This window comes from Azospirillum brasilense (genome assembly GCF_001315015.1).
GTDB lineage: Bacteria > Pseudomonadota > Alphaproteobacteria > Azospirillales > Azospirillaceae > Azospirillum > Azospirillum brasilense.
This window is the reverse complement of the sequence record NZ_CP012914.1, coordinates 1,732,501-1,748,503: the sequence shown is the minus strand read 5'-3', so window position 1 is coordinate 1,748,503 and position 16,003 is coordinate 1,732,501. Positions and strand designations below refer to the sequence as shown.

The 16,003-nt window shown below is 66.6% G+C and carries 11 protein-coding genes (1 of these 11 cut by a window edge); 7 read left to right on the top strand and 4 right to left on the bottom strand.

The window, feature by feature from the left end; translation table 11 throughout:
* The first annotated feature begins 433 nt into the window (after positions 1-433).
* Positions 434-1,891 carry an ATP-binding protein gene (locus AMK58_RS08065; protein WP_236778076.1) on the top strand — a complete coding sequence of 486 codons (1,458 nt, stop codon included), beginning with the start codon at positions 434-436 and terminating at the stop codon, positions 1,889-1,891.
* A 110-nt stretch (positions 1,892-2,001) separates the two neighbouring features.
* Here the strand turns inward: AMK58_RS08065 and AMK58_RS30835 are convergent, their stop codons facing one another.
* On the bottom strand, positions 2,002-2,172 hold the full coding sequence (locus AMK58_RS30835; protein WP_167555888.1) for a hypothetical protein: 171 nt from the start codon (positions 2,170-2,172) through the stop codon (positions 2,002-2,004).
* Between the two features lie 503 nt (positions 2,173-2,675).
* Between AMK58_RS30835 and AMK58_RS08060 the strand changes: the two genes are divergently transcribed.
* Positions 2,676-3,368, top strand: a complete 693-nt coding sequence (locus AMK58_RS08060) for a LuxR C-terminal-related transcriptional regulator (RefSeq protein WP_059398793.1) — start codon at positions 2,676-2,678, stop codon at positions 3,366-3,368.
* Positions 3,369-3,593: 225 nt separating this feature from the next.
* Here AMK58_RS08060 and AMK58_RS08055 read toward each other — a convergent pair whose 3' ends face one another.
* Positions 3,594-4,337: a response regulator transcription factor gene (locus AMK58_RS08055; protein WP_236778075.1), complete on the bottom strand. Its 744-nt coding sequence runs from the start codon at positions 4,335-4,337 to the stop codon at positions 3,594-3,596.
* Positions 4,338-5,113: 776 nt separating this feature from the next.
* Here AMK58_RS08055 and AMK58_RS08050 point away from each other — a divergent pair.
* The 5 genes from AMK58_RS08050 (at position 5,114) to der (ending at position 10,147) form a co-directional block, all read left to right on the top strand.
* Positions 5,114-5,761: a response regulator transcription factor gene (locus AMK58_RS08050; RefSeq protein ID WP_035674679.1), complete on the top strand. Its 648-nt coding sequence runs from the start codon at positions 5,114-5,116 to the stop codon at positions 5,759-5,761.
* 193 nt (positions 5,762-5,954) lie between these two features.
* On the top strand, positions 5,955-6,509 hold the full coding sequence (locus AMK58_RS08045) for a thioredoxin family protein (protein ID WP_035674682.1): 555 nt from the start codon (positions 5,955-5,957) through the stop codon (positions 6,507-6,509).
* Positions 6,510-6,680: 171 nt separating this feature from the next.
* A complete protein-coding gene (locus tag AMK58_RS08040; protein ID WP_035674684.1) occupies positions 6,681-7,325 on the top strand; it encodes a tetratricopeptide repeat protein in 645 nt (214 codons plus the stop codon).
* Positions 7,325-8,707, top strand: a complete 1,383-nt coding sequence (locus tag AMK58_RS08035; RefSeq protein WP_059398792.1) for an outer membrane protein assembly factor BamB family protein — start codon at positions 7,325-7,327, stop codon at positions 8,705-8,707. The genes AMK58_RS08040 and AMK58_RS08035 overlap by 1 nt, the downstream gene beginning before the upstream one ends.
* A gap of 36 nt (positions 8,708-8,743) precedes the next feature.
* The gene (gene der / locus AMK58_RS08030; protein ID WP_035674687.1) at positions 8,744-10,147 is read left to right on the top strand and encodes a ribosome biogenesis GTPase Der; all 1,404 of its coding nucleotides are present in this window, start codon (positions 8,744-8,746) and stop codon (positions 10,145-10,147) included.
* A gap of 101 nt (positions 10,148-10,248) precedes the next feature.
* Here the strand turns inward: der and AMK58_RS08025 are convergent, their stop codons facing one another.
* Together AMK58_RS08025 and AMK58_RS08020 are read right to left on the bottom strand one after the other, a co-directional pair.
* Positions 10,249-11,883, bottom strand: coding sequence for a fumarate hydratase (locus AMK58_RS08025; protein ID WP_035674690.1), 1,635 nt, complete (start codon positions 11,881-11,883; stop codon positions 10,249-10,251).
* Positions 11,884-12,121: 238 nt separating this feature from the next.
* Positions 12,122-16,003, bottom strand: partial view of a Pls/PosA family non-ribosomal peptide synthetase gene (locus AMK58_RS08020; protein WP_035674693.1) — the 3' portion only. It continues 102 nt past the right edge of the window; the window shows 3,882 of its 3,984 coding nt (coding positions 103-3,984); its start codon lies beyond the right edge, outside the window; its stop codon occupies positions 12,122-12,124.

Genomic DNA, 16,003 nt, shown 5'->3' with positions numbered 1-16,003 from the left:
GCGAACTTGCCGGACTGACGGCCCTATTCGGCACCCTGTTCGTCTGGACTCTGCTGGGCCACGCCGCTGGCTTTTGAGGCGCCGCCCCCTCCCGAAAGGAGTCGCCATAAGGGTTGGGCCTCCTCTGGATAATCATCCGAAATCCCAGGCAACCGTTGGCGATGCATCGCTTACATCCGGAATGCGTTCACCGCAGCCGCCGGGCACATCCAGCCGGGCCGGGGCAGGGGACGCGACGATCAGATCACCGGCCAAGGCCGGCTGGTGACGACAACGCGGAATTCTGGGATCGGGACGGATGCGAAACTTCTTTCGGAAGCGGCGGGCGACCGCCGATGCGGATGACCGGATGTCCATGGGCGGCGGCATTACGGGTGGTGGAGCGGCCGGACCGGGCTCCACCCCGGGCAATGCGGCTCATGGTCACCCGCCGATGCAATCCCAGAGCCCGCTCGCGGGCCGTCCGGCGCCGCATCTGCGGCCGGTTGGCGGCCCCGAGGGCGGTGGGCTTGGTGGCGGCGGTTTGAGCGAGACGATGCGCGGCCCATCCGGGTTGCGTCATGATCCGCTGAACAACCCGCTCGCTGGTGGACTTGGTGGTGGATTGGGCGCCCAGCGCGGCCAAGAGCCCGCCGACACGGAGCTGCCGCGCTTCACGATGACCGTGAACGGGGGGTTGCGCGGGCCGGGAGCGGTCGGTGCGCCGGCGATGCTGAAGGGGCTCACCCCCGAACTGAACGGTCTGCTGCGCGAAGCCTTCACGCCGACGCGGCCCAAGCAGCAGCTGAACTCGCTGTTCATCGGCCGGACCGACACGCTGAAGCGCATCATCTCGGCCATCGAGGAGGAGCGGGCGCATGTCATTCTGTTTGGCGACCGGGGCCGCGGCAAGACCTCCGTCGCCAACGCTATCGAGAAAATCGCCGGTCAGGCCGGCTACCTCTCGCTGAAGTTGACCTGCAGCGCGGAGCTAAGCTTCGAGGACATTTTCCGTCATTTCCTGAAGAAGATTCCCTCCACCTATTATCGGTCGGGGATCGACAACCCCTTCGCCTCGCGCCGCAGCTTCACCAGCTTCAACGAGCTTCTGCCCGAGGGTGGATTCAGCGTGACGGAGCTGAACGAGGTGCTGGCCGGCATCCACGCCACCCATGTGCTGCTGATACTCGACGAGTATGACCGCGTCACCGACGAGGATTTCCGCAACAAGCTGGCCGAGCTGTTCAAGAACCTAACCGACAGTTCGATCCCGGTGACCCTGCTGGTCGTCGGCGTGGCGGAGAATCTCGACCAGCTTCTGGGCAAGCACCCGTCGATCCAGCGCTCGCTGGTGCCGGTGCATCTGCCGCTGATGACCGACGTGGAGATTGGGCGCCTCATCAACGCGGGGGCCGAGAACGCTGGCATCACCTTTGCGCCGGACGTGGTGGACCGCATCTGTGAGTTTGTCCGCGGGCTGCCCTATTACGCCCAGCTTCTCGGCCTGCATGCGGCCCGTAGCGCGGTCAGCCGCGGCTCGACGGTGGTGGAGCGGGACGACCTTGCCTACGCTGTCACCCGCTGCCTGCAGGAGGCGGAGCGCGGCATCGTCGACTCCTACGCCCGCGCGCTGGCCGCCGAACGCCGCGCCGAACTGGAGGACGTGTTGTTGGCGTGCGCCCTGTGTCCGGCGGACTCCTACGGCACCTTCGACCCGAAGGAGCTGGCCGGACCGGGCGGCACCCCGCCGACCAAGGAGGCGCTGGGCATTCTGGAACGCCTCTGCCGGGAGGAGTATGGCGGCGTGCTGGCGCCGGTGGTCGAGCCGGGCTGGACCCGTTACCGGTTCCGGAACCAGATGATGCGCCAATACACGCTGATGCGGCAGGCCCACGAGCGCGGCCAGATCTGACCGTCCATCCACGGCAGACCTGTCCGGAGAGGCCCCTTTCCGCTGTCATGCGGGAAGGGGCCTTTGTGCGTTTCGGGGAGGAGGCTCTTTTGTGATCGGACCTTCGAAGGTCAGCGCGAATCAAGCAGCATCGCCACGAAGACCGCACCGGCAACCAGCCCGCACAGGACGACGACAATGGTGAGGCTGCGTAGGAACTGACGCATTTCGCCCTGCTTCCAGGCGCTTCGGGCGAGAAGCAACAAGTAGCCGGCCGCCGCCGCGCCGATCATCGTCCACATCGAGCCATGCACCGCATCTGTCAGGAGCGCTCCCGCCGCATAGTGTTATGACCTACGGTGAGGGAGGGCACTGCGATCATAGGACGCACGCGGCAAGGGGCGGATGCGCTTCTTTGGCATGAGTGCTTCCTGTCCGTTTGGGGTCGGGAACTTTTGGCAACCCCCATGAATCGGCTGTTATCCTTGCGCATCCAAAACGTGCGGCATACTGCAAGAAGGTGGTAGAAAAACTGAAAAGTATCCATTCGATTGGGGATGGCGAGTACTTTGAAAGAGGCGCAATAATCCATGATTAAAAGTAGCTTTGCGCATATGCCTAATGCGTTCTTCTTTTAATCCCACAGAGTGGTACCGTATTGCACGACACAGGGGTAAGGTCATCCAAAATATCGGCACGTCAAAGCCATCGGTGGGGCACGGGTGGGGAAACCTCGGGTGATTGGTAACCTACAAGATTGCCCAGGGAGTCAGAGCAATTTTCCAAAAATCGCGGGAGCTGACCAATGGAACCAGTGCGTGCTTTTCTGATCGACTCCAATAAGCTGTTCCGCGAAGGCCTCAAGAGGCTTCTCGACGATTCACCATTTCAGATCGCGGCCGAGGCGGGGAACCTTCGCGAGGCGCTGAACTCCGTGGAGAACGGCCTGCGTCCGCAGCTTATCCTGCTCGATCTGGTGAATGGGGGCGAGGAAGAGGCCGATGGCATGCGGCGCCTGCGCGCTCAGCTTCCCGAGGCACGTATGGTCATACTGACCAGCGACCTGTGCACCCGCCGTCTCGCCAACGCCCTGGAGGCCGGTGCCGACGGTTACCTGATGAAGGACCTGTCGTCCGACGCGCTGGCCCAGTCGTTGCGTCTGGTGATGATGGGCGAGAAGGTGTTTCCGACTCATCTCGCCGCGTTGCTGATCTCTGGCCGGGTGAACGGGAACGGCACCGACATGCCGGTGTCGCGCAAGGGCCTGTCGCAGCGGGAGGTGCAGATCCTGCGCTGCCTGCTGAATGGCGACAGCAACAAGATGATCGCCAACCACCTGAACATCACCGAGGCGACGGTGAAGGTCCACCTCAAGAGTCTGCTGCGCAAGATCAACGCCTCCAATCGCACCCAGGCGGCGATTTGGGCGTTGAACAACGGCATCGGCGGTGAACTGGCCGGGGCCGGGGCGGTGACCGCAGCTGCGGCACACCAGTAACCGCTCTCCCGCGATTTTTCCCACTGGTGCAGGCGCCGGATCGGCCCGTCATCCGCATATCCGGGTGACGGGCGGGTCCGGCGTTTGTGCGTGCGGCTGCGGACGGGGCAACTCGCATCCGGGCGGGCGGTATCCGGTCTGAAGCTGCGGCGCAGACAGAAAATATCCCGGCGCGGTGGCCGGGATTCTTTCGGTTGATCGGGGCGGAGCGCGTCCGACGAAGCGTCAGGACGTGCCGGTCCGGTGGGCCGGGGCCGCGTGCATGTGCGGTGGCACCATTCCCTCTCGGGCGGACTGCAGCGCACCCTGCTGTCGCGCGGCGAAGACGCCGGCTTCCGTTCTGTTGCGGAAGTGCAGCTTGGACAGAACACTGCGCACCATCGACTTGATGACCGCCTCGGACAGATCGAGCTGGTTGGCGATCGTCCGGTTGTTCAGCCCTTGGCCAAGCAGACGCAAGGTCTCGAACTCCGGTTCCGACAGCCTCGGCAGCAGCGTCAGCCGGATCTCATCGACACCCAGCCGGGACAGGAACTGTTTGGGCATCAGACAGTGCCCCTCCAGCCCCAGGTCCAGCAGTTCGTTGATGCGGTCCACGTTGATGTCCTCGAACACCCACGCATCGGCGAAGGCCAGGATGTGTGCGGCGTCCAGCAATTCCCGCGACGACAGCACCACGACGATCCGCGACCGGCGTGACAGCCGCAGATAGACCATCGGTTCGTTCTCGCGCAGCGCGGTGAACTGCTGAAGGCCGATCAGGATCGCATCGGGCGTCAGCGTGCTCTGCGTCAGTTCCGATATGTCGTGGAAGACGGTCACACGATGGCGACCGGCCCGGTCGAGCGCCTGCACCACGGTGTCGGTCAGGGAATTGTTGTCGAGAATCAGGCAGACGTGCATGGGGGTCACCGCGTTGCGGGTCGAGTGCGATGCTTTCTCTTGGGCGTACTCATGGTTCATTTGCATGGGTCAGCTCTGTTTGGAGGAGGCATCCACGGCAGGCCCTTGTCGGGCATTATCGCCGCCTGTGTTTTAGGCTTGTCTCGTGCTCTCTATCCGTCGGCGCTCTGTGTCTTCGCTTAATAGGTTTCGTTTAAAGACTGCATCGAATTTCAGGCATATATCCATCAAACCTGGAAAAAAACTTGACACTGTGACAAGCAGTTTATAAATTAGTCGTGTAACACGTAAATCAAACGATAGATGATCACTCAAGATCGTCAAGCGCATCTGAATGGTGACTGGTTCGCTCCAAGCGATAACTCTTTTGTGACGAGCTGCACTGAAAGGCCAGTACAGGTGTGTGCCGCAAGGTGACGCATTCGTGCAGGAAAGGGCTGACCATCCGCCCAGCCAACCGCGCCGATGGGATAGGTTCTTCAAGCGTTTCGAGCATAGGTGGCACTCCTTTGCACGCATCGGATGCCTTCTGGCAGGGCGTGTCGATGTCTGCACTTTGAACAACCAAACCTAGAAAAAATTCCGCTGCCTCTTTCTTTCGTGTACAGGAATAGACAAAAAGTCATAGTTCTTGCTTTGTTCAATCGGCCTTTGCCGTATCGAGCGGACTCTCCTGACCGCAAATGACCTATGGCGCTTGTCCGGATATTGCCCCTCTTCCGAATGTGGTAGCAGTTCCTCAAGCCACGGGGCGAAAGGGTTGGTGGATCGCCAAAGGGGTGGCCCGGTTAGTCCGGGAGGGCTGATCCGAAGCAACGGTATAAACGAAGGCGGACGGGGCCATGAAAATTCTGATCGGTGACGACCATCTCCTTTTTCGTGAAGGCCTGCGCCGTCTTCTGGAGCAGCTTCACGGCGATGCGATCTTCGTCGAGGCGGGCACGTTCGACGAAGTCCTTCAGCAATGCCGCGTGGCCGGTGGGTTCGACGTGGTGCTGATGGATCTGCACATGCCGAACTGGCCGGGCTTCGACGGGCTGCGCGAGGTGCAGAGCCTGCAGCCGGGCGTTCCGGTGGTGGTGATCTCCGCCTCGGAGGCGCTGAGCGACATCCGTGGCGCGCTCGACCACGGGGCCACCGGCTACATTCCGAAGTCGAGCAGCGTCAAGGTGATGATGGGCGCGCTGAACCTCGTCTTCTCCGGCGGCATCTACGTGCCGCCCGGCGCGCTCACCGCCGCGACGGCGGCCTCCGACGCCGCGCCGCGCCGCGGTCGCCTGGACGGTGCGGACCGCAGCGCCTACGGCCTGACCCAACGCCAGCGCGAAGTCCTGGATTGCCTGCGCGCCGGCAAGTCGAACAAGCAGATCGCCTACGAACTCGGCCTGTCCGAGGGCACGGTGAAGATCCACGTCACGGCGATCTTCAAGTCGCTGGGCGTCAAGAACCGCACCCAGGCGGTGATCGCCGCCGCCGCCATGGCCTCCTAAAGGGGCGGGTCCAAGGTCACGGGGCAGGGCGGGAAACAAAGAAAACCGGGTTGGAGACCGACAGGGCCGCGAGCAGGCACGAACAAGGTGCCGCCGCGGCCTTTTCGATTCCGGCTTTCGCCTCACCTCATATACTCATGCCCGAACCCGCGCCGGCGGCGCGTCCGAGGGTCCAGAAGGAGGAAAGACAGCGATGGCGGCGGAAACCCCGGTGTGCGACTTCGGCCGGAAGGCGGAGGATTTCAGCCTGAAGGGAACCGATGGAAAGACCTACAGCCTGGCCGACGTCCAGGGACCGAGCGGTACGCTGGTCATGTTCATCTGCAATCACTGCCCCTATGTGAAGGCGGTGATCGGGCGAATCGTCGAGGAGGTCGACGCGTTGAGGGCTCACGGCATCGGCGCCGTGGCCATCATGTCCAACGACACCGACGCCTATCCTGACGACGGCTTCGACAACATGAAGCGCTTCGCGGCGGAACACGGCTTTAGCTTCCCCTATCTGCTTGACGAGACGCAGGAGGTGGCGCGGGCCTATGGCGCGGTCTGCACGCCCGACTTCTTCGGGTTTAACGCCGACCTCTGCCTGCAGTACCGCGGGCGGCTGGACGCCTCCAAGCGCGAGCGGATCCCCGACGCCCCGCGCGAGCTGTTCCACGCGATGGTCCGCATCGCCCAGACGGGGAAGGGGCCAATGGACCAGATCGCCAGCATGGGCTGCTCCATCAAATGGCGGAATCCCGCCTGATTCCGCCCAAAGCGCGGCCTTAATGCCTGGATGGGCGCCGTTGCGCCTTGACCGCATGCAGCGCCCAATGCTATCCGGCCCTTTGAACCATCAGAACCGCCCGCCGCAGCCGCGCGCGGGCGCAATCCCCGCTGTAACGGTTTTCGTGCCGTAGGATGCCGCTGTAGAGCCATGAGCGATATTTTCCGCGAAGTCGACGAGGATCTGCGCCGCGACCGCATGGAGCGCGTCTTCAAGCGCTATGGCGGCATCATGCTGGCGGCCGCGCTGGCGGTCGTTGCCGCGACGGGCGGTACGGTCGCCTGGCGCAACTGGCAGCAATCCCAGAAGCAGAACGAGACGACGGCCCTGGCCGCCGCCTTGTCCCAGGCCACCCAGGGACCGGACAAGGGCGTGGAGGCGCTGGCCGCATTCGCCGGCAAGGCCGATCCCGGCATGGCCGCGCTGGCCCAGCTGAACGCCGCCGCGCTGCTGGCCCGCGAGGGCAAGACGGCGGAGGCCGTGACCGTTTACGACACGCTGTCCAACAACGCCGGCGCCGCCGCGGTTTACCGCGAGCTGGCGGCCCTGCTGTCGGTGATGCACCAGCTCGACTCCGGCGATCCGGCCCAGCTCCAGGCGCGGCTTCAGCCTCTGACGGCGGATGCCAATCCCTGGCGCTTCTCCGCCCGCGAGATGAGCGCCGTGCTCGCCGCCCGCGCCGGGGACAAGGACCGCGCGCGCACCCTGTTCCAGCAATTGGCCGACGACTCGCAGGCTCCGGCCGGCGTCCGGTCGCGCGCCGCCGATCTCGCCACCCTCTACGGCAAGAGCTGATGACCCGCATTCCCATGGCCGCCCCGACCGCGCACCCCACCGCGAAGCGCCGCTCCCTGCGCGCCGCTCTGCTCTCCGCCCCGCTGCTGGCCGTGCTGCTCAGCGGCTGTGACACCGTCAGCGGGTGGTTCGGCAAGACCCCCGACCCACCCCTGCCGGGCGAGCGGGTGTCCGTCCTGACCCGCGAGCGCAAGGTCGAGGTCGACCAGCGGCTGGTCGGCACGCCGGTCGCTCTGCCGACCGCCGTGGCCAACCCGTCCTGGGCGCAGCCCGGCGGCACGCCGGAGCACGCCGGCGGCAACCTCGCTTTGTCGGCCACCCCCGCCGAAGCGTGGCGCGGCGATGTCGGCACGGGGGCCAGCAGTTCCCGCTCGCTTCTGGCGACGCCGGTCATCGCCGATGGGCGCATCTTCGCCATGGACGCCGACTCGCACGTCGCCGCCTTGGATGAACGCACCGGGCGCCAGCTCTGGCGCATCGACACCAAGCCGGAGAAGGAGCGCGGCGGCGCCAGCGGCGGCGGCGTCGCCTTCGCCGACGGACGCGTCTTCGCGGCCACCGGCTTCGGCGAGGTGGTGGCGCTCGATCCCGCCAACGGCTCGATCATCTGGCGCAAGCGCGTGCCGGGCCCGGTCCGCGGCGCGCCGACGGTCGAGGGCGGGCGCGTCCTCGTCCTGACGCTGGACAACCAGCTCACGGCCCTGTCAGCCTCCGACGGCGCCGTCCAGTGGTCGCATCAGGGCATCCTGGAGACGGCGGGCCTGCTGGGCGCCGTCAGCCCGGCGGCCTCGCCGACCCTGATCGTCGCCCCGTATTCTTCCGGCGAACTGTACGGCCTGCGCCCGGAGAACGGGCGCGTGGCGTGGCAGGAGAGCCTGGCGGCCATCCGCCGCAGCGGCGCCCTGAGCAGCCTCGCCGACATCCGCGGCCTGCCGGTCATCGACCGCGGCGTCGTCTACGCGATCGGCCATTCCGGCCGCATGGTCGCCATCGACGAGCGCATCGGCATCCGCCTGTGGGAAGCCGAGATCGGCGGCACCCAGACCCCTTGGCTCGCCGGCGACTATCTCTTCGTCATCACCAACGATTCGGAGTTGGTCGCCCTGACCCGTCAGGCCGGTCATGCCCGCTGGGTCACCCAGCTCGCGCCGTTCACCGATCCGGACGACAAGAAGGGGCCGATCACTTGGTCGGGTCCGGTCCTGGCCGGTGGCAAGCTCTACGTCACCGGGTCGAACGGCCAGATGCTGGCCCTGTCGCCGGCCGACGGGCAGGTGCTGACCCGCTATTCGCTGCCGGCCTCCACCTATTTGCCTCCGGTCGTGGCGAACAACACCCTATATGTCCTGGGCGAGAACGGTACGCTGGTGGCGTACCGCTGATCGCCACCCTTGGTTCTTTATAAGGCCCCCGGCCCGATGTCCTTCACCGTTGCTCTCGTCGGTCGGCCGAATGTCGGCAAATCGACTCTCTTCAACCGTTTGGCCGGCAAGAAGCTGGCGCTGGTCGACGACACGCCCGGCGTGACGCGCGACTGGCGCTCGGCCCCCGCCCGTGTAGGCGGGCTGTCCTTCACCGTGGTCGACACCGCGGGCCTGGAGGACGTCACCGACGACAGCCTGGAGGCGCGCATGCGCCGCCAGACCGAACGCGCCCTGGAACGCGCCGATGTGGCGCTGTTCATCGTGGACGCGCGCAGCGGCATCACGCCGCTCGACCGCCATTTCGCGGCTCTGCTGCGCAAGAGCAAGACCCCCGTCATCCTCGTCGCCAACAAGGCGGAGGGCAAGGTGGGGATGACCGGCCTCTATGAGGCCTTTGAGCTTGGCCTGGGCGATCCTCTCGCGCTGTCGGCGGAGCATGGCGAGGGCATGGCCGATCTGGTCGAGGCCCTGTTGCCCTACGCCCCGCCCGAGCCGGAAGCGGTCGAGAAGGCCGCAGCCCTCGCCAAGGGCGAGGGAGAGGAGGAGCTTCCGGTCGGCGACCAGCCGGAAACCGACGAGGAGCGCGCCCGCCCGATCCAGATCGCCATCGTCGGTCGTCCGAACGTCGGCAAGTCCACCCTGCTCAACGCCCTGATCGGTGAAGAGCGCGTGTTGACCGGCCCCGAGGCCGGCATGACGCGCGACGCCATCAGCGTCGATTGGGAGTGGCGCGGCCGCAAGTTCCGGCTGGTCGACACCGCCGGCATGCGTAGGCGTGCCCGCGTCGACGCCAAGGTGGAGAAGCTGGCCGTCGCCGACGCCCTGCGCGTCGTCCGCATGGCCCAGGTTGTCCTCCTCGTGGTGGACGCCAACCAGATCCTTGACAAGCAGGACCTGACCATCGCCCGCACGGTGGTGGAGGAGGGCCGCGCCCTGGTCATCGCCCTGAACAAGTGGGACGCCGTGGACGACCGCGCCATGGCCCTGCGTCAGGTCGAGGACAAGCTTCAGGCCGCTCTGGCCCAGATCAAGGGCGTGGAGGTGGTGACCATCTCCGCGCTGCAGGGCAAGAAGCTGGACACGCTGCTGGATTCGATCCTGTCGACCTACGGGCAGTGGAACCGCCGCATCCCGACCGCCCAGCTCAACCGCTGGATCGAGGGCGTGCTGGATCACCACCCGCCGCCCCTGGTCGAGGGCCGGCGCGTGAAGATCCGCTATGCCACGCAGGTGAAGACGCGTCCGCCGACGGTGGCGCTGTTTGTGAACAAGCCGCTCGATCTGCCGGAAAGCTACCAGCGTTATCTGATCGCGCATTTGCGCGAGACGTTCGACCTGCCGGGCGTGCCGGTGCGTCTGCTGCTGCGGAAGCAGAAGAACCCCTACGCGGATGATTGAGGCCGTCGAGCGTCGGTTCTGACCGACGCCCGACGGTACATGAGCCGTTGCGCTCCCCGTCCCCGTCCCCGCTGGGGCAAGGAAGCGGGAAGCGCAACCGGTTACGCCAGCTTCAGTTCCTTGAAGAAGTCGTTGCCCTTGTCATCAACGATGATGAAGGCCGGGAAGTCCTCGACCTCGATGCGCCAGATGGCTTCCATGCCGAGTTCCGGATACTCGACGCACTCCACCTTCTTGATGCAGTCCTGAGCCAGACGGGCCGCGGCGCCGCCGATGGAGCCCAGATAGAAGCCGCCGTGCTTCTGGCAGGCCGCAGTCACCTCCGGGCTGCGGTTGCCCTTAGCCAGCATGACCATCGAGCCGCCCGCCGCCTGGAACTGCTCGACGAAGCTGTCCATGCGCCCGGCGGTCGTCGGGCCGAAGGAGCCCGAGGCGTAGCCTTCCGGGGTCTTGGCCGGGCCGGCATAATAGATTGGGTGGTTCTTGAAATAGTCCGGCAGCGGCTCGCCGGCGTCCAGCCGCGCGCGCAGCTTGGCATGGGCGAGGTCGCGGGCGACGATCAGCGGGCCGGTCAGCGACAGGCGCGTGCGGATCGGATACTGCTTCAGCGTGGCGAGAATCTCGTTCATCGGCTGGTTGAGGTCGATCTTGACGACCTCGCCGGCCAGATCGCCGTCGGTGATCTCCGGCAGGTACTTGGCCGGATCGGTCTCCAACTGCTCCAGGAAGATGCCGTCCTTGGTGATCTTGCCCACCGCCTGACGGTCGGCCGAGCAGGACACGCCGATGCCGATCGGCATGGAGGCGCCGTGACGCGGCAGGCGGATGACGCGGACGTCGTGGCAGAAGTACTTGCCGCCGAACTGGGCGCCGATGCCCATGGTCTGGGTCAGCTTGTGCACTTCGGCCTCCATGGCGAGGTCGCGGAAGGCGTGCGCGTCCTCGCCGCCTTCGGTCGGCAGATTGTCGAGGTAGCGGGCCGAGGCCAGCTTCACCGTCTTCAGATTCTGTTCCGCCGACAGGCCGCCGATGACGATGGCGAGGTGGTAGGGCGGGCAGGCCGAGGTGCCGAGGTAGCGGATCTTGTCCTCAAGGAACTTCAGCAGCCGGTCCGGCGCCAGCACCGATGGGGTGGCCTGATGCAGGAAGGTCTTGTTGGCCGACCCGCCGCCCTTGGCCATGAACAGGAACTTGTAGGCGTCTTCGCCCTCCGCGTAGATCTCGACCTGGCCCGGCAGGTTGTTGCGGGTGTTCTTCTCCTCATACATGGAGATCGGGGCGAGCTGGCTGTAGCGAAGGTTGCGCTTCAGGTAGGCGTCGCGGGCGCCTTCCGACAGGGCGGTCTCGTCGCCGCCCTTGGTGAAGACGCGGCGGCCTTTCTTGCCCATGATGATGGCGGTGCCGGTGTCCTGGCACATCGGCAGTGTGCCGGCGGCGGCGATGTTGGCGTTCTTCAGCAGGTCCAGCGCCACGAACTTGTCGTTCGGCGAGGCTTCCGGATCGTCGAGGATCGCGCGGATCTGGCCGAGATGGCCGGGGCGCAGCAGGTGGTTGATGTCCTTGAAGGCCTCTTCGGCCAGCAGGCGCAGGCCCTCCGGCTCCACCTTCAGGACCTGTTCGCCGTCGAACTCGACGACCGAGACGTGATCCGAGGTCAGCTTGCGGTAGGTCGTGTCGTCCTTGGACAGCGGAAACAGCGTCGCGGCGCCGCGGGCGGGGCTGATGTCATCGGGCATTCGGGGGGCTTCCTTCCTGTTTTTGGGTCACAGGCCCCGATGCGGCGCGTTGGAGCGCGCAAAAGGGCCAGGGCCACGCTCGCGCACCGTTATACACCCCTGCGCCCGCCGCACAACGGGAACGGAACGCCCTGCGGCGTTAAGGAAAGGGTCTGTCCTCGGCCCGGAAACGAAGCGGCCCGGCCCCACCGCCGAAGCGCTGGAAGCCGGGCCGCAACAGTCCAACACCGACAAGAGCTTACGCGGCGCTCTTGAACTGTGCCGTCAACTCCGGCTGACCTTCGACCACCGGCTCTGCCGGGGCGCCGGCCCATTCCGTGTGGGCCGGAATCTCCTCGCCCTTCATGACCAGGGTCAGCGGGCCGAGATGGGCGTAATCGCCGACGCTGGTGTCGTACAGCACGGTGGACCCGGCGCCGATGGTGACGCCGCGGCCGACCTTCACGCAGCCGACCTTCATCACGCGGTCCTCGTAGAGGTGCGTCTGCAGGGCCGACAGGGCGTTCACCGCGCTGTGGTCGCCGACCGAGACGCAGTCGAACTCGGTGATGTCGGTGGTGTCCATGAAGACGCCCTCGCCGAACTTGGTGCCGAACAGGCGCAGCACCCAGGGCAGCATCGGCGTGCCGCGCAGATGGTCGAGCAGCACCTTGCCGGCGAGACCCCAGTAGAGCACCGCCACCGCTTCGGTCTTCATGGCCCACCAGGACCACATCGGCTTCACGGTCGGCGCGTAGCGGCCCATCAACAGCCACTTCACCAGGATGACCACCGCCACCATGGCCACCGGAATGGCGACGCTGACCGCCAGGAACTGCGCCAGGAAGGCGCCGTAACGCTGCTCCAGGATGGCCGGGGCGAACAGCTCCACCGCCAGCGTGCCGAAGGTGATGAACAGCATCGTCGGCATCGACAGGCTGAAGGCCTCGAACACCGCGCGGCCCAGGCGGCGGGCCTTGGACGGCTCGTAGGTCCAGTTGGCGCCGACTCCGTCGAAGCGTTGGCGCACCGGCAGCTTGATCGGCGGGCTGCCGAACCACGTCTCCCCGGCGGACATCGCCTCGTTGGCGGGCGGCTTCGACTTGATGCCGATCAGCGAACCGGTGGGGATGCAGGCGCCCGCCGGCACCACCGCGTCGTTGCCGACGAACACGCGCGCCTCGGTCTTCACCGGCTTCAGGAACATCCAGCCGCGGCGGATGTCCTCGTCGCCCAGAACCACCTCGTCGGCGATGAAGCACTTCTCGCCGATCTCGACGAGGTCATAGCGCCCGGCGAGGTTGGTGGAGATCTCCGCGTCCTTGCCGATCTTGGCGCCCATCAGCCGGTACCACGCCCGCATGTAGACCGTGGCGTAGAGCGAGCTGAGCGTGTCCAGCATCACCTCGGTGGACAGCGCCACCATCCATTTGCGCAGGTAGAAGCCGCTGTGCACCGAATAGGTGCCGGCTTCGACGCGCGGCAGGACGATCCAGCGCACCGCGGCGATCATGCAGACCGTTACCGCGACCAGCGCCATGGCGGTCGGCCAGGCGATCAGCGGCAGATAATAGAGGTAGCTGACTCCGAAGACCGACCCCAGCACCCCATCCAAATTGTCGAACAGGTAGAAGGCGGGGAAGATCGGCATCAGCGAAATCGGCGGCAGGGCCAGCAGCATCGCCGTGTAGAAGGCGGCGTTCACCCCGCGGCGCAGCCGTCCGGCGGTTGCCGGGGCGGGCAGTTCCGTCCGGTCGACGCTGCCGACGCGGCGGGCCGGTGAGCCGTCCCAGCGCTCATAGGCGCCGGTGCGGGCGCCGGCGGGCAGGGCGGTCAGGTCGGCCAGCTCCGTGCCATGACCGACCACCGCGTCCATGCCGATGACGCAGGACGTGCCGATGTAGGCGTCCGCGCCGATCTCCACCGCGCCGATGACCAACTCGTTCCCGATCACCTCGGCGTTCGCCAGCTTCACCTTGCCGCCGATCGAGGCGCCGGCACCGATGGTCACGAGGTCGATGGCCCCGGACTCGAACTCGCCGATCAGCGCCTCGTCGCCCACCTTGGCACCGAGCGCGCGCAGGAGGACGCGCATGACCGGCGAGCCCTGGAACCACTTCAGATGGACGAGGCTGATGAAGCGCTGCGCCAGCCACCAGCGGTAATAATAGGCGCCCCACAGCGGGTAGCGTCCAGGCTTTGTGCGCCCGATGATCAGCCATTTGGCCGCGACGGCGATCACCACCGTGGCGGCGTTGATCACCATATAGACGCCGAGGAGCGTGGCGATTTCCTGAAGGAAGTTGGCGTCCTCGCCGGACAGCAGCATGTAGCTGACGAAGACGCCGAGCCACTGCGCCGTCATCAGCGCCAGGATGAAGGGCAGGGCTGCCGCCTGCGCGGCGCCGCAGAGGAAGCGGCGGAGCAGGGGAGGCGGCGTGAAGGAGCGGTCTTTGCGCTCGGCTCCGCCGCCGTTGCCGCCGCGCGGCGCGCGGGCGTCCAGCCGCTCGGCCATGGCGCGCAGGCTGCGGGCGCCATAGACGTCCTGCAGGGTCAGCCCGTCGAGATGCCGGGTCTCCCGCACCGCCGACACGAACCGCGCGGCGAGCAGCGAATGCCCGCCCAGATCCATGAAGAAGTCGGCCTCCAGCGGCACCGACTGGCCGGGGAAGACGCGCTTGGCGGCCTCCAGCAGGGCGGCTTCTGTCGGGGTCTGCGGCTCGTCCTGTTCGCCGGGGCCGGCGTCGTCGGTCAGCGGCGCGGCCTGCAGCGCCTTGCGGTCGGCCTTGCCGGATGTCAGGCGGGGCAGGCGGTCCGTCACCTCGAAATGCGCCGGCACCATGTAGCTCGGCAGCTGGGTGCGCAGCTGGTCGCGCAGCGTCGTCTTGTCCAGCGTGGCGCCGGGCTGCGGCACCAGAAAAGCGACCAGCCGGTCCAGCCCGTTGTCGTTGCGCAGCACGACGGTGGCCTGGCTCACGCCGGCCATGTCGGTCAGCTTGGCCTCGATCTCGCCCAACTCCAGCCGGAAGCCGCGGATCTTCACCTGGTCGTCGATGCGGCCATGGAACAGCAGGTTGCCGTTCGGGTCGACGCTCACCGCGTCGCCGGAGCGGTAGAGCAGCGGGTCGTTGCCGTGGATGGCGAAGCTGTTGCGGATGAACTTCTCGGCGGTCAGCTCCGGACGCCCCAGATAAGCCTGCGCCACCCCCGGCCCGCCGATCAGCAGCTCGCCCTGGGTGCCGGGCGCGACCAGCGCCAGCGACTCGTCCACCACATAGCAGCTGTAGTTCGGAATCGGCCGGCCGATGGTGACCGGCTCGTCCGGGCGCACCTCGGCCACCGTGGCGACGACGGTCGCCTCGGTCGGGCCGTAGCTGTTGAAGATCGTCCGACCCGGACGGCACCAGCGCGCGGCCACCGCGGGCGGGCAGGCCTCACCGCCCAGGATGACGACGCGCAAGCTGGGCACGTCCTTGGGCAGCATGGCGAGCAGGGTCGGCACGGTGTCCAGCACGGTGATGCCGGCGTCGTTCAGCACGTCGGCCAGCCGGTCGGCCTCGTCCAGCACCTGCCGGCTCGCCACCCAGAGAGTGGCGCCGACCAGATACGGCACGAAGATCTCTTCAAGCGACAGGTCGAAGGCCACCGACGCGCCCTGGAAGGCGACGTCGTCGCGGGTGATCCCATAGACGCTGTTGGCGGCGCGCAGGTAATGGCAGATGTTGGCGTGGCTGATGACGATGCCCTTGGGCTTGCCGGTCGAGCCCGAGGTGTAGATTGCGTAGGCCGGATGATCGCGGGTGACGCCGTCCGCGCGCAGGTCGGGCGCGCTTTCATCATCGCAAGCCAGTTCCTCCAGCCGCAGCGCAGGCACCGCAAACCCTGCCGCCTTCGACGCGGTCACGGCGTCCACCAGGATGGCCGGCGCCGAGCAGTCGGCCAGGCTGACCGCCACCCGCTCGGCGGGCGCGTCGGCGTCGAAGGGCAGATAGGCCGCCCCGGCCTTCAGGATGCCGAGAAGCGCCACATGCAGGTCGAGCGACCGTGTCATCCACAGGCCGACGAAGCTCCCCGGACCGATGCCACGCGCGCGCAGCGCGTTGGCGACACGGTTCGCCCGGGCCTCCAGTTCCCCGTAGCT